This window comes from Azospirillum brasilense (assembly GCF_007827815.1).
GTDB classification, from domain to species: Bacteria; Pseudomonadota; Alphaproteobacteria; order Azospirillales; family Azospirillaceae; genus Azospirillum; species Azospirillum brasilense_C.
In genome coordinates, this window is sequence record NZ_VITH01000002.1 from 249,983 (window position 1) to 271,272 (window position 21,290).

The following is a 21,290-nucleotide window of genomic DNA, read 5'->3' on the forward strand; positions in this document are numbered from 1 at the left end:
GGGCGCTCCGCTCCCATGACCCGCTTCCTCGCCTCCCGCCTGCTCCAGGCGCTGGTTGTCCTGCTGCTGATGAGCTTCGTCATCACCGTCCTGATGACGCTGATGCCGGGCGACCCGGTGGACATGATGCTGGCCGGCAACCCGCGCGCCACGCCCGCCGACGCGGCGCGGCTGAAGGCGCTCTACGGCCTCGACAAGCCGTTGCTGGACCGTTACTGGCATTGGCTCCAGGCGGCGCTGATGGGGGATTTCGGCTTCTCCCGGCTCTACGCGCAACCGGTTCTGACGATCCTGCTGCCGCGGCTGGGCAACACGCTGCTGCTGCTCGGCGCGGCGATGGCGCTGACCCTGGCGGTGGCGCTGCCGCTCGGCGTCTACGCGGCGCGGCGGCCCTACGGCTGGGCCGACAACGCCATCAACCTGTTCTGCTTCGCCGGCATCTCGGTCCCGGCCTTCTGGCTGGCGCTGCTGCTGATCCTGCTCTTCGCGGTGGAGCTGCAATGGCTGCCCGCCTCCGGCCTCGGCCCGGTCGGCGGCGAGGGCTGGTGGGAGCGGCTGCCCTACCTCGTGCTGCCGGTGGCCTCGCTGACGCTGGCGAGCATCGGCGGCTACACGCGTTACGTCCGCGCCGCGATGATGGGGGAGCTTCGCCAGGATTACGTCCGCACCGCCCGCGCCAAGGGGCTGGGGGAGGGGCGGGTGGTCTGGCGCCACGCGCTGCGCAACGCGACCATCCCCATCGTGACCATCGTGGCGCTGGAGTTCGGCGCCCTCTTCTCCGGCGCGCTGGTGACCGAGACGATGTTCGCCTGGCCGGGCATGGGCAAGCTGATCTACGACAGCATCATGGGCAACGACCTGAACGTGGCGCTGGTGGCGCTGCTGTTCGCCACGCTGACGACGCTGGCCGGCAACCTGCTGGCCGACGCCGCCTACGCCGGGCTGGACCCGCGCATCTCCTTCAAGGGGGACGGGGCGTGAAGGCGGGGGGCTTGAAGGCCGGGCGCTTCCTGCGGCGCTTCGCCCGCCACCGGCTGGCGGTGGTCAGCGCTCTGCTGCTGCTTGTGCTGGCGGTCGCGGCGGCGGCCGCACCCTGGGTGGAACACTGGCTGGGGGTGGAAGCGACGGGCATCAGCCTGCTCGACCGCTTCGGCCCGCCCTCCGCCCTGCACCCGCTGGGCACGGACGAGCTGGGGCGCGACGTGCTGGTGCGGCTGCTCTACGGCGGGCGGGTGTCGCTGTTCGTCGGCGTGGCGGCGGCGCTGGCCTCCGCCGTCATCGGCACGGGGATCGGGCTGCTGGCCGGCTATTTCGGCGGGCGGCTCGACGACCTGCTGATGCGCGTGACGGACGGGCTGATCGCGCTGCCGCTGCTGCCGCTGCTGATCGTTCTGGGCGCCATCGACCTGACGCGGCTGGGCATCCCGCCCGAGGTGGCGGGATCGGAGGACGCCAGCCTGCTGCGCATCGTCGTTCTGGTGGCGCTGTTCGGCTGGACCACGGTGGCGCGGCTGGTGCGCGGGGCCACCCTGTCGGCGCGGCGGCGCGACTATGTGCGGGCGGCGGTGGCGATGGGGGCGGGCAGCCGCCGGATCATGCTGGCCCACATCCTGCCGAACGTCGCCGCTCCCGCCGTGGTGGCGACGACGCTGACGGTCGGCAACGTGATCCTGCTGGAGTCGGTGCTGAGCTTCCTGGGTCTTGGCATCCAGCCGCCGCTGCCCTCCTGGGGCAACATGCTGACCAACGCGCAGGAGCTGGTGGGGACGGCGCCGCTGCTGGCGGTGTGGCCGGGGCTGTTGATCTTTTTGACGGTGATCGCCGTCAACCTGCTGGGCGACGGGCTGCAGGACGCGCTGGACCCGCGGGTGGTGGGGAAGAAGTAGGGGAGCGAGGTCTTGCCCCCTCCCTGACCCTCCCCCGCTTTGCGGTGGAGGGGATCAAGCTCCCTCTCCTGCGTCAGCGGGGGAGGGAAGGGGCCCGCGGCGAAGCCGTGGGAAGGGTGGGGGCAAGTGCCCCTCACTTCTCCCGCTGAAACTTCGCCGCCCCGGCCGCCATCGGGATCAGCCGCACTGCATAAGGCGACGTCTGCATCTGCGCCACCGCCTGGGCCGGGCCCGGAACCCGCTCGCGGTAGCCGACGACCACGTCGCCGCCCGCCGCCCGCGCGCTGACGATGGACACGCCGTAGCCGCCGGTGTCGCGCGGGCCGAGGAAGACCGCCGCGGCCATGCGGTCGCCGGGCAGGGGACCCGGCGCGGCCTCGCCGACGCGGGCCCAGAGGTCGTTCCATTCCTGCGGGTTGCGGGCGACCACATAGGCGCGCTCGTAGGCCTGGCTGCGATCGCCCTGCCAATAGGTGCCGGGATCGGCGTCGGCGGGAAGCAGGGCCTGCGGCTCCGTGCCGTCCGGGGCGGTCTGGCAGGCGCCGAGAAGGGGAAGCGTGACGGTGAGGGCGAGCAAGGCGACGGCTGGGCGGGTCATGCGGCGGCTCACTCCGGCACCGCCATGCCGCGCTTGACCGCCGGGCGCTCGGCGACGGCGTCGTGCCAGCGCTTCAGATTGGGGTAGCGGTCCAGCACGTTGCCCTCCGCCTTGGCGGCTACGGCGACGAAGGGGAAACAGGCGATGTCGGCGATGGAAAAGGCGCCGCCGGCCAGATGCTCCGACCCGCCCAGACGCTCCTCCATCGCGGCGTGGATGCGCTGCAGCTCGCCTTTGAAATAGTCGATGGCGTAGGGGATCTTTTCCGGTGCCATGACCGCGAAGCGGAACTTGCTCAGGCCCGAGGGGCCGAGGTCGCTGACGCCCAGCATCAGCCAGCTCATCGCCTCCGCCCGCTCGTCCTCGTCCTCGGGCAGCAGGCGGCCGGTGCGCTCCGCGTAGTGCAGCAGGATGGCCCCCGACCCGAACAGGCGGCGCCTCTTGCCGCCGGGAAGTTCCTCGACGACGGCCGGGATCTTGCCGATCGGGCTGACCGCCAGATAGTCGGGCTGACGGCCTTCGCCGGCCACGAGGTCGACCTTGTGGACCTTGTAGGTGAGACCCAGCTCTTCCAGCAGGATCGAAGCCTTTTGCCCGTTCGGCGAGGCGAAGGTGTAGAGCGTGATCATCGGTGCCCGTCCCTGGAGCCTGTCCCTTTGCCATGTCCGCAAAGGCGTTCAACAGGCGCCAGTTTCGCCGATTTGCGCACGGAAGGCCAGAGGCAGGCCAAAAGCGCCTTTCTGCCGGCCGTTCCGAAGGACTCCGTCGTCACACCGCGCGGCTGTGCTTCCCGGCGCCGGTGGACAGGTAGGTGTCGAAGCGCGCGGCGACGATGCGCATCAGCGGGCGGGCGGGCTCCGGCACATGGACGCGGCGGCCCTCCACCACGGCGACCCCGTCGGCCACCAGATCGGCCATGGCCTCAAGGTCGGCGTCGAAGGCCCCGGCGGCCAGCCCATGGGCCTCGGCCACCGCGCCGACATCCACCGACAGGTCGCACATCAGCCGCACGATCAGGTCGCGGCGCAGCCGGTCGTCGGCGGTCAGCGTCAGCCCCTTGCCGGTCGGGAAGGCTCCGGCCTCGACAGCTTGGGCGTACTGGTCGAAGGGAACGGCGTTCTGCACATAGCCCTGCGGCAGCGCCCCGATGGACGAGGCGCCGAAGCCCAGCAGCACCTCCGCGTCGTCGGTCGTGTAGCCCTGGAAGTTGCGGCTGAGCCGCCCCTCGGCCTGCTGCACGGCCAGCTCGTCGTCGGGCCGGGCGAAGTGGTCGAGGCCGATGGGCTGGAAGCCGGCGTCGGTCAGCACCGCGGCGATGGACGCGAACTGCTCCCAGCGGCCCAGCGTTCCGGCGAGCGCCGATTCGTCGATCTTCTTCTGGTGCGTCTTCATCCACGGCACATGGGCGTAGCCGAAGACCGACAGCCGGTCCGGCGCCATGGTCAGGGCGATCTCGGCGGACCGCGCGACGCTTTCCACCGACTGGCCGGGCAGGCCGTACATCAGGTCGAGGTTGATGTGGCGGATGCCGTTGGCGCGCAGCCACTCCAGCGCCTGCTCGGTCTGCTCCCGCGGCTGGATGCGGTTGATGGCGGCCTGCACCCCGGCGTCGAAGTCCTGCACGCCGAGCGAGGCGCGGTTGACCCCGGCGCGGCCCAGCGCCTCGGCCATGTCGCGGGTCAGGGTGCGCGGGTCGATCTCCACCGCGATCTCCGCGTCCGGCGTCACGTCATAACGCTCGCGCAGCAGGGCGATCAGCGATTCGAAGTCGTCCGGCGCCATCATGGTCGGCGTGCCGCCGCCGAAATGGATGTGCCGCACCCGCAGCCGTCCGGAAATGCGGTCGGCGACCATGCCGATCTCGCGCCGGAGATGGCCGAGATACTCGGCGATGGGGGCGTAGCGGGCGACGATCTTGGTGTGGCAACCGCAGTACCAGCACATCTTCGCGCAGAAGGGCACGTGCAGGTACAGCGACCCCGTGTGCGCCGCCGTGTCCAACTCCGCCAGCCAGCCCGCGTAGCGCTCCGCCCCCACGGCGGCGGTGAAGTGCGGCGCCGTCGGGTAGCTGGTGTAGCGGGGCACCCGCAGCCCGTCGTACTTGGCGAGCAGGGCGGCGTTCAGCGGGGCGGTCGGGGCGGCGGTGGCGCAGGCCACGGGGGAGATCGCGTTCATGGCGGGGAGGATCGTGCAGACCGCCGTCCGCCGCTTTGACACAAGTCAAGCGTTCGAACGCCCGCCGGTCAGACCCACCCGTCAGGCGGCCGCCAGCCGGTTCTCCAGATGCTCCAGCAGCAGGTTCAGGTTGCGGCGGTTGGCCTTGAAGCCGATGTCGAAGAGGGCGCCGACCACCGGGACCGAGCCGCCGGCCCAGTCCACGGCCATGTTGGCGATCATCCGGGCGATCAGGCTCTTCGGAAGGTCGAAGCGGGTGGCCTCCATGATGATGTAGGCGGCCACCACGGTGGTCGCCGTGCTGCCGGCGACCGGGACCAGGGCGGCGATGCCGTCCAGTCCGAAGGGAATGCGGGTGCCGGGAACGCGCCAGCGCGTGTCCATCAGCCGGGTCAGCCTGCGCAGCCGTTCCAGCCGTTCGAGATCGATGGAGATGACCGGCGGCGCCGTGGCGACGCCCGAGAGGGTGGTGGCGGGCGCGGGACGCGTGCGGATGTCGCTCATGGGGCTTCACCGGAGCAGGAGAGCCGCCGTGGGGAGCCGCCGGCGGGGAAAGCCGTGGGCGGTGCCGGTCGGGCGTGTCGGGTTGAGCAACCCGCGGCTGTCCCCGCGGTTCCCGGCCTATCTCCATCGGGTGTCCGGCACCACGGACGCGCTCACGGCCCGGGCGGGGCCGTCGTCATACGGATGATCGGGCGGACGCAGGGTCATCGTCCGAAAGGAGAGGGGGTGGCGGACCGGATGCGGCGAATGGACGCGCGAGTCCCGCGTGCCTGGAGCCAGTGATTTGATATTTCAGGAGATTCTGCGGCGTTTCCGGACTTTTCGGCGGCCATATGTCGAAGGCCTCTCTGGTCTGGAACGCCCTTAAGCACAACAATGGTGCGCGCAGGTCGATACTTAAGACCGAAAAGAACCGAACGGGCACCCGCTCCACAGGGTGATGGGCGGGGCACCAGTCATCGGAAAAAAAGCAGGGAGGATCGTCATGACCACACTCTATTGCGCCTGCTGCGGACAGCCGTTCCGCCGCAGTTCGCCGCGCGGCCCGGCGCCGCTCTATTGCTCGCGCGATTGCCGCCGTCAGATCGAGGTCCGCCGCCGCGTCTGGGCGTCTCTGCAGGCGTCGGAACGGTCGGCTGCCGCACCGCTGACGCCGGTGGTGCCGGTCGGTTCGGGAGCCTTCCATCCGGTGGACAGGGTGTGGGAGCGCGCCTCCGCCTGAGCGGTGACGATGGGAACGTCGCAGGCAGTCTGCGCATTTTTTGGCCGGTTTGGTTGTGGCCCCTCTAAAACAGCAGGGCTGCCATACCATATAGGAGGACGCTCCATGAGTGAGCGTCCCCCGAACCGAGGGCTTTACCGAACACGGCCATGACCCAGAACACGCGATCCCCCCGCACCGTTTCCCGCACTCCGGCCCGCGCCTTCGGCGCCGTCGCTCTGGCGCTGGCCGTGGCGCTGACCGCCGGAACCGCCGACGCCCGCGCCGGTAAGAGCAGTTCCGCGGGCAGCCGCGGCTCGCGCACTTACGAGGCGCCGGCCCAGACCAACACCGCGCCGCGCGCCGCGCCGATGGAGCGGTCGGCCGCCCCCGCCCAGACTCCGGGCGCCCAGCAGCCGGGCATGGCGTCCCCGGCGGCGGCGCAGCGCGGCGGCTTCTTCTCGCGCGGCGGCTTCATGCCGGCCCTGATGGGCGGCCTGATCGGCGCCGGCATCGCCGGCATGCTGTTCGGCGGCGGCTTCCTCGACGGGCTGGGCAGCTTCGCGGGCATCCTGGGCTTCATCCTCCAGATCCTGCTGGTCGTTTTCCTGGTCCGGCTGGCCATGCGCTTCTTCCGCAACCGTTCGGCGGGCGCGGCGCGGCCGGCGGGCATGGGCGCTTCCAACGCCGCCTATGCCGGTCCGAATCCGGGCGCGGTGAACCCTGGTGCGATGAACCGCGAGGCGGTGGACGCGCGCTCGAACCCGCTGGGTGGTGGCGCTCGCGGCAGCGCCGCGGCGGGTCCGGCTTCGTCCGGCCGTCCGGGCGTGCGCCGTGACGACCTGGGCATCGGTCCGGCCGACTATCAGGCGTTCGAGCAGACTCTGGTCGCGGTCCAGACCGCCTACGGCAACGAGGACCTGACGGCCCTGCGCGCCGCCGTGACGCCGGAGATGGCCTCCTACTTCACCGAGGAACTGGCGGCGAACCACAACCGCGGCGTGGTCAACCGCCTGTCTGACGTCCGCCTGCTCCAGGGCGACCTGGCCGAGGCGTGGCGCGAGGGCAACGTGGAATACGCCACCGTGGCGATGCGCTTCTCGCTGACCGACGTGACGGTGGACCGCGCGAGCAACCGCGTGGTCGAGGGCGATCCGAACCGTCCGGTCGAAGCCACGGAAATCTGGACCTTCACCCGTCCGCGCGGCGGGCGCTGGGTCCTGTCGGCGATCCAACAGGCCGGCTGATCCACTCTCCACTCCTCAACCGGTCTCGCGGGGGGGCGTCCGAAAGGGCGCCCCCTTTCGCATTTCCGGACTCCCCTGGACAGGCGGGGCATGATAGAACATATCAGAAACAAATACCTGTCCAGCGGAAGCGAGTCATGCCCGATTCCCAAATGCCACATTCCCGGATGTCCGAAGAGCCCCCGCCAAACCGGGCGGCGGTGCTGGCCGACCTGCGCGCCCGCATCCGGGGCCTGGAAGGGCTGGGCGGGGAGGGGGCGCGGGTGCTGCCCTTCGGCCTGCCGGACCTCGACGGGGCCTTCCCGGCGGGCGGGCTGCCGCTCGGCTGCCTGCACGAGGTGGCGGGGGAGGAGCCGGGGGCCAGCACGGCCTTCGCCGCGCACCTGCTGGCCCGCCTCGCCAGCGTGGCGGCGCCCGCGCTGTGGGTCGTGCGCGGGCGTGACCTGCACGCCGCCGGGCTGGCCGCCTATGGACTGACGCCGGACCGGCTGATCGCCGTGCGCGTCACCCGTGACGCCGACGCGCTGTGGGCGATGGAGGAGGCGCTGCGCTGCCGGCGGCTGTCCGCCGTGCTGGGGGAGGTCGGGGGGGTGGACCTGACGGCGAGCCGCCGGCTGCAACTGGCCGCCGAGTCGTCGGGTGTGACGGGATTCCTGTTGCAGGGCACCGCCCGCCGCTCGGCGGCGAGCGCGGCGGTCACCCGCTGGCGGATCGCGCCGGCCGCCAGTTGGACGGCGGAGCCGGGCGTCGGCGATCCGCGCTGGCGCGCCGAGTTGGAGCGCTGCCGGGGCGGTCGCCCGGGGGCGTGGCTTCTGGACTGGCGCGACGGCGCCCTGGTCCCGGCGCAAGCACCGGAGCGGGCCGTTCCCGCGCCGGCATCAACGTCCACCCCGGTTCGGCGTCCGGCCCCGGCGAGCGGAAGCGGACCGTCCTGGGCCGAGGTGGCGTGATGCGGACGGAAGGACGGGCGGCGATGTCGCTTACGCGACAGTTGCCCGTGTCGCTTGCGCGACGGCCGTCTGTCGGCTTCCGGTCAGTAGTTGGTGGCCCAGTCGGGCAGGGGACGCCCGGTTTCGCCATCCCGGTCGGCGTCGGGCGGAAAGGGCGCGTCGTCCGCGTAGAGCGGCAGTTGCCGGGCGAATTCCGCCGATTCCTCGGCCCGGCGTTGCTCCAGCAAGCGGGCGGCCAAATGAGCGGGCAGCATGGCAAGCCTCCTTCTGAGCGTCGGGAGAGCCTGGGGAGCGGTCCTGTCGGCCGCCCTCGGCCCAACCCGTCCTGTGTGTCTGGACGCTATCATGCAAGGTCCAGGCCTCTAAGTGATGCAGATCACGCGTTATGCAAACTTTAATGCGCCCGTTTCTTTTTTCAGGCCCCGTTCCTTTTTTCGGATGAGAGGCCCATAGTCCCCGCCTCCCGCTTTTCCCGCCGATGTTCCTTCTTCCGAGACCGACCATGCACGCCGAACCCTGCCCCACCTGCCTAAAACCTATGCATTTGTGCGTCTGCGAGGCAGTGGAGCCGATCGACAACGCCGTCTTCCTGCTCATCCTCCAGCACCCGCAGGAAAAGCGCGAGACGCTGGGCACCGCGCAGATCGCCCATCTCCAGTTCAAGAACTCCGCGCTGAAGGTGGGGCTGAGCTGGTCGAACCTGAAGCGCATCCTGGGACGCGAGGTCGATTACAAGCGCTGGGGCGTGCTCTATCTCGGCCCGGTCAAGCAGGGTGCGGCCCCGCTGCCGGAGGTGTCCGTGGTGGACAAGGGCGGCGTCCCGCAGAAGGACAGCGAACTGGTGCTGGGCGACCTGGAGGGCGTCATCGTCCTGGACGGCACCTGGAGCCAGGCCAAGACGCTGTGGTGGCGCAACCCGTGGCTCCTGAAGTGCCGGCGCATCGTGCTGAACCCGCAGTTCCGCTCCCTCTACGGGCAGGCCCGCAAGGAGCCGCGGCGCGACAGCGTGTCGACCCTGGAGGCCGCCGCCTTCCTGCTGTCGCGGCTGGAGGCCGAGCCGGCGGTCCTCGACCGCGCGCTGAAGCCTTTCGCGCTGCTGCTGAAGAAGCTGCGAGCGCCGCGCCCGCGCCCCGTTCTGCCGCCCCGCGCGGACGCGGCGGAGCCGGCCGCGGAAGGAGACGAGGCGGAATAATCCGCATTTCTTCCGGGATCGCCCTTTCCGGGTAAGCCCCCTCGACCAGGGCGGCCGCGGCAACCAACACGCCGTTTCGCTGTTGGGGATTGCATCGGCCGCTTGGGTCTCAACGCAAGCGGGCCTCAACCAAGGGAGCGATCCATGAAGGGCGTTTTGCTGTGGCTTGTCGGTATTCCCATTCCGATCATTCTTCTGCTGTACCTGTTCAACGTCCTCTGATCGGGCCTTCGATCGGCTTGACGGCACGGACCGGCGGCGCCACATGCGAACCGCGCCGCCCTCCGCGCGCACGGCAAGAGACGAGGACCATGGCCCGCGATTTCGTTCCCTTCGGACTGACCGTCTGCGGCATCGAGGAGCTGAACGGCTTCTGCGAGGCCGGCGTGACCCACGTCCTGTCGATCCTCGACCCCGGCCACCCGGAGCCGACTGCTTTCGGGTCCTATGGCGAGCACACGCGGCTGGAACTGCGCTTCCACGACATCATCGACCCCTACATGGGCCAGTCCCTGCCGCAGCGCGCCGACGTCGAGCGCATCCTGGCCTTCGGGCGCGACCTGATGACCGAGCCGACCGGGGTGGGTGGGCTGCTCGTCCATTGCCACGCCGGCATTTCGCGCTCGACCGCCGCCCTGACCATGATCCTGGCCCAGGCCAGCCCCGACCGTCCCGCCGCCGAGGCGATGGCCGCCGTGGTCAACATCCGCCACAAGGCGTGGCCCAACCTGCGCATGATCGAATTCGCCGACGAGATCCTGGAGCGCAAGGGCGAGCTGGTCGCCGCCGTCCGCGCCCGCCATCGGAGCTATGGCCTGGAGCGCCCCGATCTGGTCCAGTTCATGATCGACAACGGCCGGGTGCGCGAGGTCGCGGATCTGATCGACTGACCGTTCCTTTCCAACCGTTCCTCAGCGGAAGTTCCGCCCCTCCGGGAAGACCGCGGCGGCGGAGCGGTTGGGCAGCGCGTCGGGGTCGGTCAGGTCGTGCAGCCGGTGCGTCAGGTCGCTCAGCCGCTCGACGCGCAGGTGGATGACCTCGCCGCCCTCGGGGTTTGGCTTGCCGCTGCGCTCCACCCGGCCGGTGGCGGCGATCAGGCGGGCGCCGATGATCGTCTTGCGGAACGTCTCGAACACGTCGGGCATGATGACGAGGTTGGCGATGCCGGTCTCGTCCTCCAGCGTGATGAAGACCACGCCCTCGGCGCTGCCCGGCCGCTGCCGGACCAACGCCAGCCCCGCCACGGTCAGCCGCGTTCCGGCCCGCACCGTGCCCAGCCGTTCGGTCGGGACCACCCCGGCGAAGCCGTCCCGCAGCAGCGCCATGGGGTGCGCCTTCAGCGACAGGCACAGGCTGCCGTAGTCCATCACCACATGCTCGCCCAGCGCCATGGCCGGCAGGAGCGCCTGTGGCTCGTCCCGGCCGGAGTCGGCGAGGCCGGCGAACAGCGGCAGCGGCTGCGCCCCCAACGCCTTCACCGCCCACAGCGCGGCCCGCCGGTCCAGCCCGACGGAGCGGAAGGCGTCGGCCTTGGCCAGCCGCTCCAGCCCGGCGACCGGCATGCGCGCGCGGCGCCACAGGTCGTAGGGATCGCGGTAGCCCGCTCCACGGCACAGCACGAGTTGCTGCGCGTCCTCCTCGTCCATCCCCCGGACCAGACGCAGGCCGAGACGCAGGGCATGCCTTATTCCCTCTCCCGCCCCGGGAGAGGGTGGCCGCGCAGCGGCCGGGTGAGGGTGCATCCAAGGATTGGCGCGCTGATTCTCGGCGTTACCCTCACCCTCCCGCCTTTGGCGGGTCCCTCCCTCTCCCGGGGCGGGAGAGGGTGACAGCGGTTCCAGCGTGCAGTCCCAGTTGGAGGCGTTCACGTCCGGGGGCAGCACAATCACCCCATGCTCGCGGGCGTCGCGGACGATCTGGGCGGGGGCGTAGAAGCCCATGGGCTGGCTGTTCAGCAGCGCCGCGGCGAAGACGTCCGGGTGGTGGCACTTCATCCAGGCCGACACATAGGCCAGCAGGGCGAAGCTCGCCGCGTGGCTTTCGGGAAAGCCGTACTCGCCGAACCCCTCGATCTGCTGGAAGCAGCGCTCGGCGAAGGCGCGGTCGTAGCCTTTCCCGACCATGCCCTCGATGAACCGGTCGCGGAAGAGCTGGACCTCTCCGGTCTTGCGGAAGGTCGCCATGGCGCGGCGCAGCCGGTCGGCGTCCTCCGCGCTGAAGCCGGCGCCGACGATGGCGATCTGCATCGCCTGTTCCTGGAACAGCGGCACGCCCAGCGTCCTCTTCAGCACCGCTTCCAGGTCGGGAGATGGGTAGGTGACCAATTCCTCTTTGTTGCGGCGCCGCAGGTAGGGGTGGACCATGTCGCCCTGGATCGGGCCGGGGCGCACGATGGCGACCTGGATCACCAGATCGTAGAACCTCTTGGGCCGCAGGCGGGGCAGCATGGACATCTGCGCCCGGCTCTCCACCTGGAAGACGCCCAGGCTGTCGGCCCGGCACAGCATGTCGTAGGTCGCCGGGTCCCCCTGCGGCACCGTCGCCAGCGTCAGGGGACGCTCGTAATGCCGCTTCAGCAGATCGAAGCCGCGGTGCAGGCAGGTCAGCATCCCCAGCGCCAGCACGTCCACCTTCAGGATGCCCAGCGCGTCGATGTCGTCCTTGTCCCACTCGATGGTCGTGCGACCTTCCATGGCGGCGTTGGCGATGGGGCAGAGGTCGCTCAGAGGGCCGCGGGTGATGACGAAGCCACCGACATGCTGCGACAGGTGGCGGGGGAAGCTGATCAGCTCCTGCGCCAGTTCCAGCGTTTGGCGCAGCCGCGGGTCGTCGGGGTCGAAGCCATATTGCCGGGCGCGCTCCTCGTCCACGCCGTGGCGGCTCCAGCCCCAGACGGAGGAGGACAGCCGCGCCACCAGATCGGCGGACAGGCCCATGGCCTTGCCGACCTCGCGGATGGCGCCGCGGGCGCGGTAGCGGATGACGGTGGCGGTCAGCCCGGCCCGCTCACGCCCGTATTTCCGATAGATGTACTGGATGACCTCCTCGCGCCGCTCATGCTCGAAATCCACGTCGATGTCCGGCGGCTCGTTCCGGGCCGAGGAGATGAAGCGCTCGAACAGCAGCGTGGTGGTGGCGGGATTGACCTCCGTGATGCCCAGGCAATAGCAGACCGCCGAATTGGCCGCCGAGCCGCGCCCCTGGCAGAGGATGTCCTGCGAGCGGGCGTGGCGGACGATGTCGTGCACCGTCAGGAAATAGGGCGCGTAGCCGAGCTGCCCGATCAACGCCAATTCGCGGTGCAGGGTCTGCGCCACCGTCTCCGGCACGCCGTCCGGGTAGCGGCGGGCGGCGCCGACCCAGGTCAGATCGGTCAGCGTCTCCTGCGGGCTGCGCCCGTCCTCGGCCACCTCGTCCGGGTATTCGTAGCGCAGCTCCTCCAGCGAGAAGCGGCAGGCGGCGGCGATCTCCACCGTGCGGGCGACGGCCTCGGGGTGGCGGTGGAACAGGCGCGCCATCTCCACCCCGGCCTTCAAATGCCGCTCGGCGTTGGCGGACAGGCGCCAGCCCGCCTCGTCGATGGTCGTGCCGCTGCGGATGCAGGTCATCACGTCGGCCAACGGGCGGCGGTCGGGCGTGTGATAGAGCACGTCGTTGGTCGCCACCAGCGGCACCCGCTCCGCCTCGGCCAGCCCGCCCAGCCAGGACAGCCGCCGCTGGTCGTCGCCGAGGTAGCGGTGGCTGGCGGCGAGGTGCAGGCGGTCCCCCAGATCGTTGCGCCAGCCGCGCAGCGCGTGGACGAAGGCGGGGTCGCGCTGGTCCGGCGGCACCAGCAGGAACAGCATCCCCTCCGCATGCTCCAGCACGTCGGCGCGGCCGATGAAGCAGGCGCCCTTGGGCGCCCGCCGCTTGCCCAGCGTCAGCAGCCGCGACAGCCGCGCGTAGGCCGCCCGGTCGGTGGGGTAGGCGAGCAGGCTGTCCGCGTCGGTCAGGTCCAGCCGGCAGCCGACGATCAGGCGCAGCCCGTGCTTGCGGGCGGCGGCGTGCGCCTGCACCACCCCGGCCAGCGAGTTGCGGTCGGTCACCGCCACCGCGGCGTGGCCGAGGCCGGCGGCGGTCAGCGCCAGCTCGTCCGGGTGGGACGCGCCCTCCAGGAAGGTGAAGCTGGTCGAGACCTGGAGTTCGGCGTAGGGAGTCATGGCGGCCCCGTCACCCGAAGAAGCCGTGCAGGAACCACAGCGCCGCGACGCCGGGCCGGTACAGCCCCTGGCGGAACACCCAGAAGCGGCGGCCGGCCTCGTCCTCAATGCGGTAATAGTCGCGGGGCTCGCCGTCGCGCCGCCACCATTCGGCCGCGATCCGCTCCGGCCCGTCGGCGCGGCGGACGCGGTGCCGGGCGCCGCGCCAGCGGAACATCGACGGCGGGTCGTCGGGAAGCAGGGCCATGGCCTCGATGGGCTCCGGCGGGGCGAGCAGCCGCACCGGGCGTGGGCGGTCGGCGGGCCATAGGGCCCCGCCGGAGGCAGCGGCGAAGGCCGAGGCGGGGGCCACGCTGCGCTCCGGCAGCCAGCTTTGCCGCGGGACCAGCCGCAGCACCGCCCGCTCCCCCAGCCGGTTGCCCAGACGGTCCATCAGCTCGGCCAGTTCCGGCTGCCCGTCCGCACCGCCATCCAGCGCGGCCTGCGCGGCGGCGAGCGGGCCGGCCTCGGTGGCCGACAGCACCATCAGCTCCAGGCCGGGGCCGGGCTCCACCCGGTCGAGCTTCTGGGCGAACAGCCGCATCAGCGCGTCCGGTCGGCGCACCGGGTGGCCGGTGCCGATGGCCAGCGTCTGGGGCGCCTCCTCCAGCCGGCGGTCCACCCGGTGCAACTCCAGCAGCAAGCGGCGGGCGCCCTCGCCGGTCTTTTCCAGCCCGGCGCAGAGGGCGGTCAGCAGGCGGCGCAGCGCCTCGGCGATGGCCTCGGCGGTGGTGATCGGCTCGGGCAGGGCGAGGCGGGCGCAGTGCGGCGGCACCGGCAGGCGGGGGGACAGCGGCTCGTCCAGCCGTCCGTAGGCCTGGTCGAGCCGCCGCAGCAGCTCCGGCCCGAAGCGGGCGGCCAGCGTGGCGCGGGGGAGGGCGCGCAGGTCGCCGATCCGCCGCAGCCCCACCGCGGCCAGACCCTCCACCGTGGCGGCGGGCAGGCGCAGCGCGGCGACGGGGAGGGGGGAGAGGAGGGTGTCGGCCCGGTTGCCCCCACCCTCCCGCTTCGCGGGTCCCCCCCTCCCCCGCTGCCCAGGGGAGGGCTGGATCCCCTCTCCCGCGCAGCGGGGGAGGGTTAGGGAGGGGGCAGCAAACCGCGCCAGCGCCCAGGCCGCCGCGGGCGTGTCGGCCATCGCCAGCCGCGACTCGAAGCCCGCCGCGGTCAGGCGGGCGGTCAGGTCGGCGGCCATGGCCGCCTCGCCGCCGAACAGATGGGCGCAGCCGGTGATGTCCAACGCCACCCCGTCGGGGCCGTCCGGGGCGGTCCAGGGGGTGTAGCGCGTGCACCAGCCGGCGATCCGCTCCAGCAGGCGGGCGTCCGACTCGGGATCGGCGTCGAAGACGGCCAGGGCGGGTTCGATGGCGCGGGCGTCGGCCAAACTCATGCCGGGCCACACCCCGGCCTCCTCGGCCCCGCGGTTGACGGCGGCCACGCCCAGCCGCCCGCGCTCGGCCAGGATGGCGGCCAGCGGATGGCCGCGCCGCTCGGGATGGCGGCGGCTGTGGGCGTCGGTGGGCAGCCGCGGCAGCCACAGGGACAGGATGCGCCGCGCCGCCCGTTCCGTCATGCCCAACCCTCCCTTCGCCGCTGCGGATTCCAACAATCCCAGACCGAACAAAACAAGAACATTCTAGCGGCAAAATCCGGCGGGTGGGAGTCCCTTGCGGCCTCGCCAAAAAGGGGCAGATGGGTGGTGGGCCTTGTCACGCCCTTGCAGGACACGACATGGTTGGTATGACACCGCTCCGCCCCCCCGCCGCCTTTCTGCCCGTCGCCGTCGCGCTCACCGCCTTCGCGCTGGGGGCTTGCGCTCCGGATGTGCACGACGAGATGCCGGGACGGGCCCAGGCGGCACCGCCGGCGGCCGCGCAGAGCGGCGGGTTGAAGACGTTGCGCCAGATCCAGGCGGAGGAGAACGCCCGCCCGATTTCCCCACCGCGACCGCAGCCACCGCCCGCCCCGCCGCAAAAGCTCTCCGACGCCTCGCAGGCGCCCGGCCAGCCTCCCGGCCAGCCGCCGGTGCGCCGCCGCGGCAGTTCGTCCCCGCCGCCGCCGCCCATCGACCAGCCGGCCACGCCCGCCCTGCCGGCGCCGGGCTCCACCCAGGGGCTGACCGACCGCGCCAAGCGCGACCTGATGAGCCCGGAGGTCGACCGGCTGCGCACCGACGACGCCATGGGCCGGCTCGACCCGCTGCAGCAGCGCGACCTGCTCCGCAAGCAGCAGGACCTCCGCCAGTACGGACCCGGTCCCCTGGGATACTGACGTCCGGCCTCCACAAGCTCCCGCCCTGGTCACTTGACCCCACCCCGCGCAGCGGCCATACCGGCCCGGTGCGGCGCAAGACGTTGGGGAAAAGGGGTAGGGGATGGTGGCGATCCGGTCGGTTCTTCTGGCGATTCTGTTGATTGGCGTCGGGGCTGCGCCCGCGCTGGCGCGGATGACGGTGACCGGGCCGTTCGGCACCGGCCTGACCGAACCCGTGTGGGTGCTGCAGCATCTGCTCGGCTTCCTCGCCATCGGGCTGTGGAGCGGGCAGAACGGCGGCGCCGCCGTCTGGCAGCTTCCGGTGGCGACGCTGACCGCGGTTCTGGCGGCCGGGCTGGCCGCGCAGATCGGCATCCGCCTCCCCTATGCCGCGGAAGGGCTGTCGGCGTCGCTGATCGTGATGGGCGGGCTGGTCGCCGTCGCGCTGAAGGCTCCCCTGGCCCTTGGGGTGCTGACGGTCGCCGCGGCGGGGGCCTTCCACGGCTACGTGCACATGGGCGGGCCGCTGTTCTGGGCCGGGCTGTCGTCCGGCGTGCTCCTGGTCATCTGCGCCGGGCTGGGCCTGTCGGCGGCGCTGGGGCAGGCGGCATCGGGCCGGGTCGTGCAAATGTGTGGCGGCGCGGTAGCACTCGCCGGAGTTCTTGATCTGGCGGGCGTCTTTTAAGCCCCCGACGCCTTGAAAAAGCCCGGCTGCGGGTATTCTTGTAAGAGCGTGTCCAACACACGCCGCCGGGACGGCTGGCCAGCAGGAAAGGTGGACCCGCCGGTGCCGCGCGCAGGAGCCAACCCCCGCCTTTCCGACGCCCGCCTTTCCTCCCAGGGCCTTCCCAGCCGCCGCCATGTGCTGGCCGGTTTCGCGGGGGGGTTCCTCCTGGGCCTGCTGCCGCGGGGTGTCGCGGCGCAGGACATCCGCTATTTCCGGATCGGCACGGGCACCACGTCGGGCACCTATTTCCCGATCGGCGGCCTGATCGCCAACGCCATCTCCAACCCGCCCGGCTCCCGCCCCTGCGACCGCGGGGGAAGCTGCGGCGTGCCGGGGCTGATCGCGGTGGCGCAGGCCACGCTCGGCTCGGTGGAGAACATCGAGCTGCTGCGCTCCGGCGCGGTCGAGGCCGGGATGTCCCAGGCCGACATCGCCTATTGGGCCTACACCGGCTCCGGCATCTTCCACGGCAAGGCGCCCTTCGAGGGGCTGCGCTCCATCGGCATGCTCTACGCGGAGGCGATCCAGCTCGTCGTGCGCGCCGACAGCGACCTGCACAGCGTGGCCGACCTGAAGGGCAAGGCCGTCTCGCTGGGCGAGGAGGGCTCCGGCGTGCTGGTGGAGGCGCGGGCGATCCTCGACGCCTTCGGGGTGAAGGAGGGCGAGCTGCGGCCCCCGGCCTACCTGAAGCCCGGCACCGCGGCGGACCGGCTGGCCAAGAAGGAGCTGGACGCCTTCTTCATGGTCGGCGGCTTCCCGGTGGCGGCGGTCACCGACGTGGCGAACCGCGAGCCGATCCGCCTGATCCCGCTCGACGGCGACATGGCCGACCGGCTGCGCATCCGCCAGCGCTTCTACATGGACCAGACCATCCCCGCCGACACCTACCCCGGCGTGCCGGAGACGCACACGCTGGGGGTGGGGGCGGAGCTGTTGGTCCGCGCCGACCGCGACCCCGCCCTGATCCACGGCGTCACCAAGGCGCTGTGGCACGAGAACACCCGCCGCCTGCTGATCGAGGGCCACCCCAAAGGGCGCAGCTTCGACGCCACCAAGGCGGTCGCCAACGTCTCGGTCCCGCTGCATCCGGGGGCCGAGCGCTACTACCGCGAGGTCGGGCTGATCGGCAACGCCGCCAACGAGCCGACGGGCGGGGCGACGCCCTGATGTCGTCCTGCTGCGGGTCCTACTGCTCCTATTGCGGGTCGCGCTCGTCGGCGTAGAGGTCCCACGGCTCCGCCTTGGCGGCGACCACCCACTCCACCATGGCCGGCAGCTCCATCACCGCCCGCGCATAGTCGCCGCACAGCCCGTCCATCGCCACCCCGTAGGTGAGGAGGCGCGTCACCACCGGCGCGTACATGGCGTCAGCGATGGAGAAGTCGCCGAACAGGAACGGGCCGCCCGCCCCGAAGCGGGCGCGCGTGTCGCGCCACAGGGTGAGGACGCGGGCGATGTCGGCCTCGCTCTCGGCGTTGCGTCCCACGCCGGGGCGGAAGGCCTTGAGGTCCATGGACATGTGGGTGCGCAGGCCGACGAAGCCCGAATGCATCTCCGCCGAGACCGACCGCGCCACCGCGCGGGCGTGGGCGTCCGCCGGCCAGAGGGCGGCCTCGGGGAAGGACTCCGCCAGATACTCGCAGATCGCCAGCGAATCCCAGATCACCCGGTCGCCGTGCCGCAGGCAGGGCACCCGGCCGGAGGGTGAATGCTCGGCGATGCGGGCCGCGGTGTCGGGCTGGCGCAGCGGGATGACGATCTCCCGGAAGGGCCGGCCGATCCGCTTCAGCGCCAGCCAGGGCCGCAGGGACCAGGAGGAGAAGGCCTTGTTGCCGATGACCAGGGTCAGATCGTCCATGGGTGCGCCTCGGTCGCGAAGGGAGGGGGGCGGAGCATGCCTGTCCCGCGACCTTGCGGCAAGCCGGCACGCAATCCCCCTTTTCAGGCGCGCCCCGGCGCGCCATGCTTTCCTTCATTGTTTCCGTTTCCTGACGAAGGACGCCCGCCTTGCTCGCCACCCTGCTCGCCACGGCCGGCCCCGGCACCGTGACCATCACCCCGCTGAACAAGGCCGGCCTCGCCACCTGGCTGGAAGGTCAGCCGCCCGCCACCGCGGCCTGGGTGAAGGCCGTGAACTTCACGGCGGAGGCCGGTTCCCTTGCCTTTTTGCCGGGGGCGTTCCTGCCGGGGGAGGGCGGGGCGGTCGCCCGCGTGCTGGCCGGCGTGTCGGCGCTGGATGACCTGTGGGGCCTCGCCGGTCTTCCCAGCGGCCTGCCGCCGGGGAACTACCAACTCGACGCGGCGGTGGACGCCGCGCTCGACCGCCGCGCCGCCACCCGTCTGGCTCTGGGCTGGGCGCTCGGCAGCTACCGCTTCGGGCGCTACAAGGCGTCGGAGAAGACCTTCGCCAACCTCGTCTGGCCGAAGCACGCCGACCAGGGCGAGGTGCAGCGCACCGCCACCGCGACCACCCTGCTGCGCGACCTCGTCAACACGCCGGCCAACGACCTCGGCCCGGCGGAGCTGGCCGCCGCCGCCGCCGCGCTGGCCTCGGAGTTCGAGGCCGGGCTGGACGTCATCGTCGGCGACGGGCTGCTCGACCGCGACTATCCGGCGATCCACGCGGTGGGTCGGGCCAGCCCGCGGGCGCCGCGGCTGATCGACCTGCGCTGGGGCAACCCGACGCACCCGAAGGTGACCATCGTCGGCAAGGGCGTCTGCTTCGACAGCGGCGGCCTGGACATCAAGCCGTCGTCGGGCATGCTGCTGATGAAGAAGGACATGGGCGGGGCGGCGCACGCGCTGGCGCTGGGCCGCATGGTGATGATGGCGGGGCTGCCGGTGCGGCTGCGCGTCCTGATCCCGGCCGTGGAGAACGTGATCTCCGGCAACGCCTTCAAGCCGATGGACGTGCTGAAGACGCGCAAGGGGCTGAGCGTCGAGGTCGGCAACACCGACGCCGAGGGCCGGCTGATCCTGTGCGACGCCCTGGCCGAGGCGGATTCGGAGAAGCCCGCCCTGCTGATCGACTTCGCCACCCTGACCGGGGCCGCCCGCGTCGCCCTGGGGCCGGACCTGCCGGCGCTGTTCGCCAACGACGACGCCCTCGCCAACGAGCTGCTGGCCGCCGGCGAGGAGCAGAGCGACCCGCTGTGGCGCCTGCCGCTGTGGGCGCCCTACCGCAAGGGGCTGGACAGCAAGGTGGCCGACCTCAACAACGTGACCAGCAACGGCATGGCCGGGGCGATCACCGCCGGGCTGTTCCTCCAGGAGTTCGTGTCGAAGGACACGCCCTGGGCGCATCTCGACACCTTCGCCTGGAACAGCGGCGCCCGCCCCGGCCGCCCGGAAGGCGGCGAGGCGCTGGGTCTGCGCGCGGTCTATGCCGTCATCGCCAAGCGGTTCGGGTGACCAGCCGGCTCTGGTGATAGGACGGCGCAACAACCGGCATATGGTTAAAATTGTCACCCCCGCGGGCGTCGCGGGGGTGGCGTGCCGATTTGGAAAGGATTAAAACCTTCGGGTAGGACCGGTGGACTCGGGTGCCGGCCGGGTTTTTGGAGGCGGATACATGGCGCTGAAGGTTCGTGAGGATTATCGCACCCTCACCGGTCCGGAAAAGGCGGCCATTCTGATGCTGGCGCTGGGCGACGAGCATTCGTCCAAGCTGTTCGCGATGATGGACGACGAGGAGATCAAGGAGCTGTCGCAGGTGATGGCGAACCTGGGCACCGTCTCCGCCAACCTGATCGAGCGCCTGTTCGTCGAATTCGCCGAGCAGATGTCGGCCACCGGCTCGCTGGTCGGCTCCTTCGACTCCACCGAACGCCTGCTGCTGAAGACTCTGCCCAAGGACAAGGTCGACTCCATCATGGAGGAGATCCGCGGTCCCGCCGGCCGCACCATGTGGGACAAGCTGGCCAACGTCAACGAGTCGGTCCTGTCCAACTACCTGAAGAACGAATACCCGCAGACCGTCGCGGTGGTGCTGTCGAAGATCCGCCCGGAACACGCCGGCCGTGTGCTGACCCAGCTGCCGGAGAGCTTCGCCATGGAGGTCATCATGCGCATGCTGCGCATGGAGGCCGTGCAGAAGGAGGTTCTGGACGACGTGGAGCGCACGCTGCGCACCGAGTTCATGACCAACCTCGCCCGCACCAGCCGCCGCGACAGCCACGAGATGCTGGCGGAAATCTTCAACGGCCTGGACCGCACGACCGAGCACCGCTTCATGGCCGCCCTGGAGGAGCGCAACCGCGACAGCGCCGAACGCATCAAGTCGCTGATGTTCACCTTCGAGGACCTGTCCAAGCTCGACCCCTCCGGCGTCCAGGCCCTGCTGCGCAGCGTCGACAAGCAGAAGCTCGCCACCGCCCTGAAGGGCGCGTCGGAGACGCTGAAGGACCTGTTCTTCTCCAACATGTCCGAACGCGCGGCGAAGATCCTGCGCGAGGACATGGCCGCCATGGGCCCCGTCCGCGTCCGCGAGGTGGACGAATCCCAGATGTACATGGTCCAGCTCGCCAAGGACTTGGCGGCCCGTGGCGAAATCGTCATCTCCGAAGGCAGCGGTGAGAACGAATTGATTTACTGAGGCCGATGGCGGCACCGGAACATAGGCTTTCCGGGCCGTCGTGATCCTGTTTTCGGACGTGCCTGGGGCGTTCGTGTCGCCCGACCGTTGCCACGCCTGCTCTCGTTTCCGCAAGCGGCCGGGTCATTGTTGACTCTGCTGCGCGTCTCGCGGTCATGACTCCACATCTGTGTTCAGGCGTGTGACGCGCAGATGATTGCGAAGTGAACCGCGAATAGCGCGGCCTTGA

20 protein-coding genes are annotated in these 21,290 nt (G+C 71.1%); 12 read left to right on the forward strand and 8 right to left on the reverse strand.

Annotated elements, in window-relative coordinates:
* Positions 1 to 15: 15 nt before the first annotated feature.
* Complete coding sequence (locus FBZ83_RS05115; protein WP_114861773.1) at positions 16 to 981, forward strand: ABC transporter permease; 966 nt, start codon at positions 16 to 18, stop codon at positions 979 to 981.
* Positions 978 to 1,886 (forward strand): ABC transporter permease, encoded by a 909-nt coding sequence (locus tag FBZ83_RS05120; protein WP_145681373.1) that lies wholly within the window; start codon positions 978 to 980, stop codon positions 1,884 to 1,886. The genes FBZ83_RS05115 and FBZ83_RS05120 overlap by 4 nt, the downstream gene beginning before the upstream one ends.
* 133 nt (positions 1,887 to 2,019) lie before the next feature.
* Here the strand turns inward: FBZ83_RS05120 and FBZ83_RS05125 are convergent, their stop codons facing one another.
* From FBZ83_RS05125 to FBZ83_RS05140, 4 genes are all read right to left on the reverse strand, one after another.
* Positions 2,020 to 2,484: a protease complex subunit PrcB family protein gene (locus tag FBZ83_RS05125; protein ID WP_145681374.1), complete on the reverse strand. Its 465-nt coding sequence runs from the start codon at positions 2,482 to 2,484 to the stop codon at positions 2,020 to 2,022.
* Positions 2,485 to 2,492: 8 nt separating this feature from the next.
* Entirely contained in the window at positions 2,493 to 3,113 is a 621-nt protein-coding gene (locus FBZ83_RS05130) for a glutathione S-transferase family protein (protein ID WP_145681375.1), read from the reverse strand.
* Between the two features lie 139 nt (positions 3,114 to 3,252).
* The gene (gene hemN, locus FBZ83_RS05135) at positions 3,253 to 4,659 is read right to left on the reverse strand and encodes an oxygen-independent coproporphyrinogen III oxidase (protein WP_186465979.1); all 1,407 of its coding nucleotides are present in this window, start codon (positions 4,657 to 4,659) and stop codon (positions 3,253 to 3,255) included.
* An 81-nt stretch (positions 4,660 to 4,740) separates the two neighbouring features.
* Complete coding sequence (locus tag FBZ83_RS05140) at positions 4,741 to 5,163, reverse strand: DUF4112 domain-containing protein (RefSeq protein ID WP_145681376.1); 423 nt, start codon at positions 5,161 to 5,163, stop codon at positions 4,741 to 4,743.
* Between the two features lie 484 nt (positions 5,164 to 5,647).
* Between FBZ83_RS05140 and FBZ83_RS05145 the strand changes: the two genes are divergently transcribed.
* The 3 genes from FBZ83_RS05145 (at position 5,648) to FBZ83_RS05155 (ending at position 8,060) form a co-directional block, all read left to right on the forward strand.
* Positions 5,648 to 5,884, forward strand: a complete 237-nt coding sequence (locus tag FBZ83_RS05145; protein WP_145681377.1) for a hypothetical protein — start codon at positions 5,648 to 5,650, stop codon at positions 5,882 to 5,884.
* Positions 5,885 to 6,033: 149 nt separating this feature from the next.
* Entirely contained in the window at positions 6,034 to 7,110 is a 1,077-nt protein-coding gene (locus FBZ83_RS05150; RefSeq protein WP_145681378.1) for a Tim44 domain-containing protein, read from the forward strand.
* A gap of 137 nt (positions 7,111 to 7,247) precedes the next feature.
* Positions 7,248 to 8,060, forward strand: coding sequence for an ImuA family protein (locus tag FBZ83_RS05155; protein ID WP_247888151.1), 813 nt, complete (start codon positions 7,248 to 7,250; stop codon positions 8,058 to 8,060).
* Positions 8,061 to 8,143: 83 nt separating this feature from the next.
* On the opposite strand, the gene FBZ83_RS31340 is transcribed toward FBZ83_RS05155, so the two are convergent.
* Entirely contained in the window at positions 8,144 to 8,314 is a 171-nt protein-coding gene (locus tag FBZ83_RS31340; RefSeq protein ID WP_186465980.1) for a hypothetical protein, read from the reverse strand.
* A gap of 248 nt (positions 8,315 to 8,562) precedes the next feature.
* On the opposite strand from FBZ83_RS31340, the gene FBZ83_RS05160 reads away from it, so the two are divergent.
* Entirely contained in the window at positions 8,563 to 9,252 is a 690-nt protein-coding gene (locus FBZ83_RS05160; RefSeq protein ID WP_145681379.1) for a tRNA-uridine aminocarboxypropyltransferase, read from the forward strand.
* Between the two features lie 311 nt (positions 9,253 to 9,563).
* Positions 9,564 to 10,142, forward strand: a complete 579-nt coding sequence (locus tag FBZ83_RS05165; RefSeq protein WP_145681380.1) for a tyrosine phosphatase family protein — start codon at positions 9,564 to 9,566, stop codon at positions 10,140 to 10,142.
* Positions 10,143 to 10,163: 21 nt separating this feature from the next.
* Here the strand turns inward: FBZ83_RS05165 and FBZ83_RS05170 are convergent, their stop codons facing one another.
* Positions 10,164 to 13,451 carry an error-prone DNA polymerase gene (locus tag FBZ83_RS05170; protein ID WP_145681381.1) on the reverse strand — a complete coding sequence of 1,096 codons (3,288 nt, stop codon included), beginning with the start codon at positions 13,449 to 13,451 and terminating at the stop codon, positions 10,164 to 10,166.
* 10 nt (positions 13,452 to 13,461) lie between these two features.
* Positions 13,462 to 15,060 carry a Y-family DNA polymerase gene (locus FBZ83_RS05175; protein ID WP_145681382.1) on the reverse strand — a complete coding sequence of 533 codons (1,599 nt, stop codon included), beginning with the start codon at positions 15,058 to 15,060 and terminating at the stop codon, positions 13,462 to 13,464.
* A gap of 167 nt (positions 15,061 to 15,227) precedes the next feature.
* Here FBZ83_RS05175 and FBZ83_RS05180 point away from each other — a divergent pair, with 167 nt between their 5' ends.
* The 3 genes from FBZ83_RS05180 to FBZ83_RS05190 all read left to right on the forward strand — a co-directional run bounded on the left by FBZ83_RS05180 (position 15,228) and on the right by FBZ83_RS05190 (position 17,634).
* Complete coding sequence (locus FBZ83_RS05180) at positions 15,228 to 15,758, forward strand: hypothetical protein (protein WP_145681383.1); 531 nt, start codon at positions 15,228 to 15,230, stop codon at positions 15,756 to 15,758.
* Positions 15,759 to 15,861: 103 nt separating this feature from the next.
* A complete protein-coding gene (locus tag FBZ83_RS05185) occupies positions 15,862 to 16,425 on the forward strand; it encodes a HupE/UreJ family protein (protein ID WP_145681384.1) in 564 nt (187 codons plus the stop codon).
* Positions 16,426 to 16,527: 102 nt separating this feature from the next.
* Positions 16,528 to 17,634, forward strand: a complete 1,107-nt coding sequence (locus FBZ83_RS05190; RefSeq protein WP_145681385.1) for a TAXI family TRAP transporter solute-binding subunit — start codon at positions 16,528 to 16,530, stop codon at positions 17,632 to 17,634.
* A 28-nt stretch (positions 17,635 to 17,662) separates the two neighbouring features.
* Here FBZ83_RS05190 and FBZ83_RS05195 read toward each other — a convergent pair whose 3' ends face one another.
* Positions 17,663 to 18,325: a glutathione S-transferase family protein gene (locus FBZ83_RS05195; protein ID WP_145681386.1), complete on the reverse strand. Its 663-nt coding sequence runs from the start codon at positions 18,323 to 18,325 to the stop codon at positions 17,663 to 17,665.
* Positions 18,326 to 18,474: 149 nt separating this feature from the next.
* Between FBZ83_RS05195 and FBZ83_RS05200 the strand changes: the two genes are divergently transcribed.
* Together FBZ83_RS05200 and fliG are read left to right on the forward strand one after the other, a co-directional pair.
* On the forward strand, positions 18,475 to 19,878 hold the full coding sequence (locus tag FBZ83_RS05200) for a leucyl aminopeptidase family protein (protein ID WP_145681387.1): 1,404 nt from the start codon (positions 18,475 to 18,477) through the stop codon (positions 19,876 to 19,878).
* 160 nt (positions 19,879 to 20,038) lie between these two features.
* Complete coding sequence (fliG, locus tag FBZ83_RS05205; protein WP_035670918.1) at positions 20,039 to 21,061, forward strand: flagellar motor switch protein FliG; 1,023 nt, start codon at positions 20,039 to 20,041, stop codon at positions 21,059 to 21,061.
* The last annotated feature ends 229 nt before the right edge of the window (positions 21,062 to 21,290 follow it).

What these genes read in the sequence shown, in the direction of transcription:
- FBZ83_RS05175 (WP_145681382.1), bottom strand. Translation starts at nt 15,060, where the DNA reads ATGACGGAACGGGCGGCGCGGCGCATCCTGTCCCTGTGGCTGCCGCGG.
- FBZ83_RS05140 (WP_145681376.1), bottom strand. Translation starts at nt 5,163, where the DNA reads ATGAGCGACATCCGCACGCGTCCCGCGCCCGCCACCACCCTCTCGGGC.
- FBZ83_RS05170 (WP_145681381.1), bottom strand. Translation starts at nt 13,451, where the DNA reads ATGACTCCCTACGCCGAACTCCAGGTCTCGACCAGCTTCACCTTCCTG.
- FBZ83_RS05180 (WP_145681383.1), top strand. Translation starts at nt 15,228, where the DNA reads ATGACACCGCTCCGCCCCCCCGCCGCCTTTCTGCCCGTCGCCGTCGCG.
- FBZ83_RS05145 (WP_145681377.1), top strand. Translation starts at nt 5,648, where the DNA reads ATGACCACACTCTATTGCGCCTGCTGCGGACAGCCGTTCCGCCGCAGT.
- FBZ83_RS31340 (WP_186465980.1), bottom strand. Translation starts at nt 8,314, where the DNA reads ATGCTGCCCGCTCATTTGGCCGCCCGCTTGCTGGAGCAACGCCGGGCC.
- FBZ83_RS05185 (WP_145681384.1), top strand. Translation starts at nt 15,862, where the DNA reads ATGGTGGCGATCCGGTCGGTTCTTCTGGCGATTCTGTTGATTGGCGTC.
- FBZ83_RS05125 (WP_145681374.1), bottom strand. Translation starts at nt 2,484, where the DNA reads ATGACCCGCCCAGCCGTCGCCTTGCTCGCCCTCACCGTCACGCTTCCC.
- FBZ83_RS05130 (WP_145681375.1), bottom strand. Translation starts at nt 3,113, where the DNA reads ATGATCACGCTCTACACCTTCGCCTCGCCGAACGGGCAAAAGGCTTCG.
- FBZ83_RS05165 (WP_145681380.1), top strand. Translation starts at nt 9,564, where the DNA reads ATGGCCCGCGATTTCGTTCCCTTCGGACTGACCGTCTGCGGCATCGAG.
- FBZ83_RS05155 (WP_247888151.1), top strand. Translation starts at nt 7,248, where the DNA reads ATGCCCGATTCCCAAATGCCACATTCCCGGATGTCCGAAGAGCCCCCG.
- FBZ83_RS05150 (WP_145681378.1), top strand. Translation starts at nt 6,034, where the DNA reads ATGACCCAGAACACGCGATCCCCCCGCACCGTTTCCCGCACTCCGGCC.
- FBZ83_RS05160 (WP_145681379.1), top strand. Translation starts at nt 8,563, where the DNA reads ATGCACGCCGAACCCTGCCCCACCTGCCTAAAACCTATGCATTTGTGC.
- hemN (WP_186465979.1), bottom strand. Translation starts at nt 4,659, where the DNA reads ATGAACGCGATCTCCCCCGTGGCCTGCGCCACCGCCGCCCCGACCGCC.
- FBZ83_RS05115 (WP_114861773.1), top strand. Translation starts at nt 16, where the DNA reads ATGACCCGCTTCCTCGCCTCCCGCCTGCTCCAGGCGCTGGTTGTCCTG.
- fliG (WP_035670918.1), top strand. Translation starts at nt 20,039, where the DNA reads ATGGCGCTGAAGGTTCGTGAGGATTATCGCACCCTCACCGGTCCGGAA.
- FBZ83_RS05195 (WP_145681386.1), bottom strand. Translation starts at nt 18,325, where the DNA reads ATGGACGATCTGACCCTGGTCATCGGCAACAAGGCCTTCTCCTCCTGG.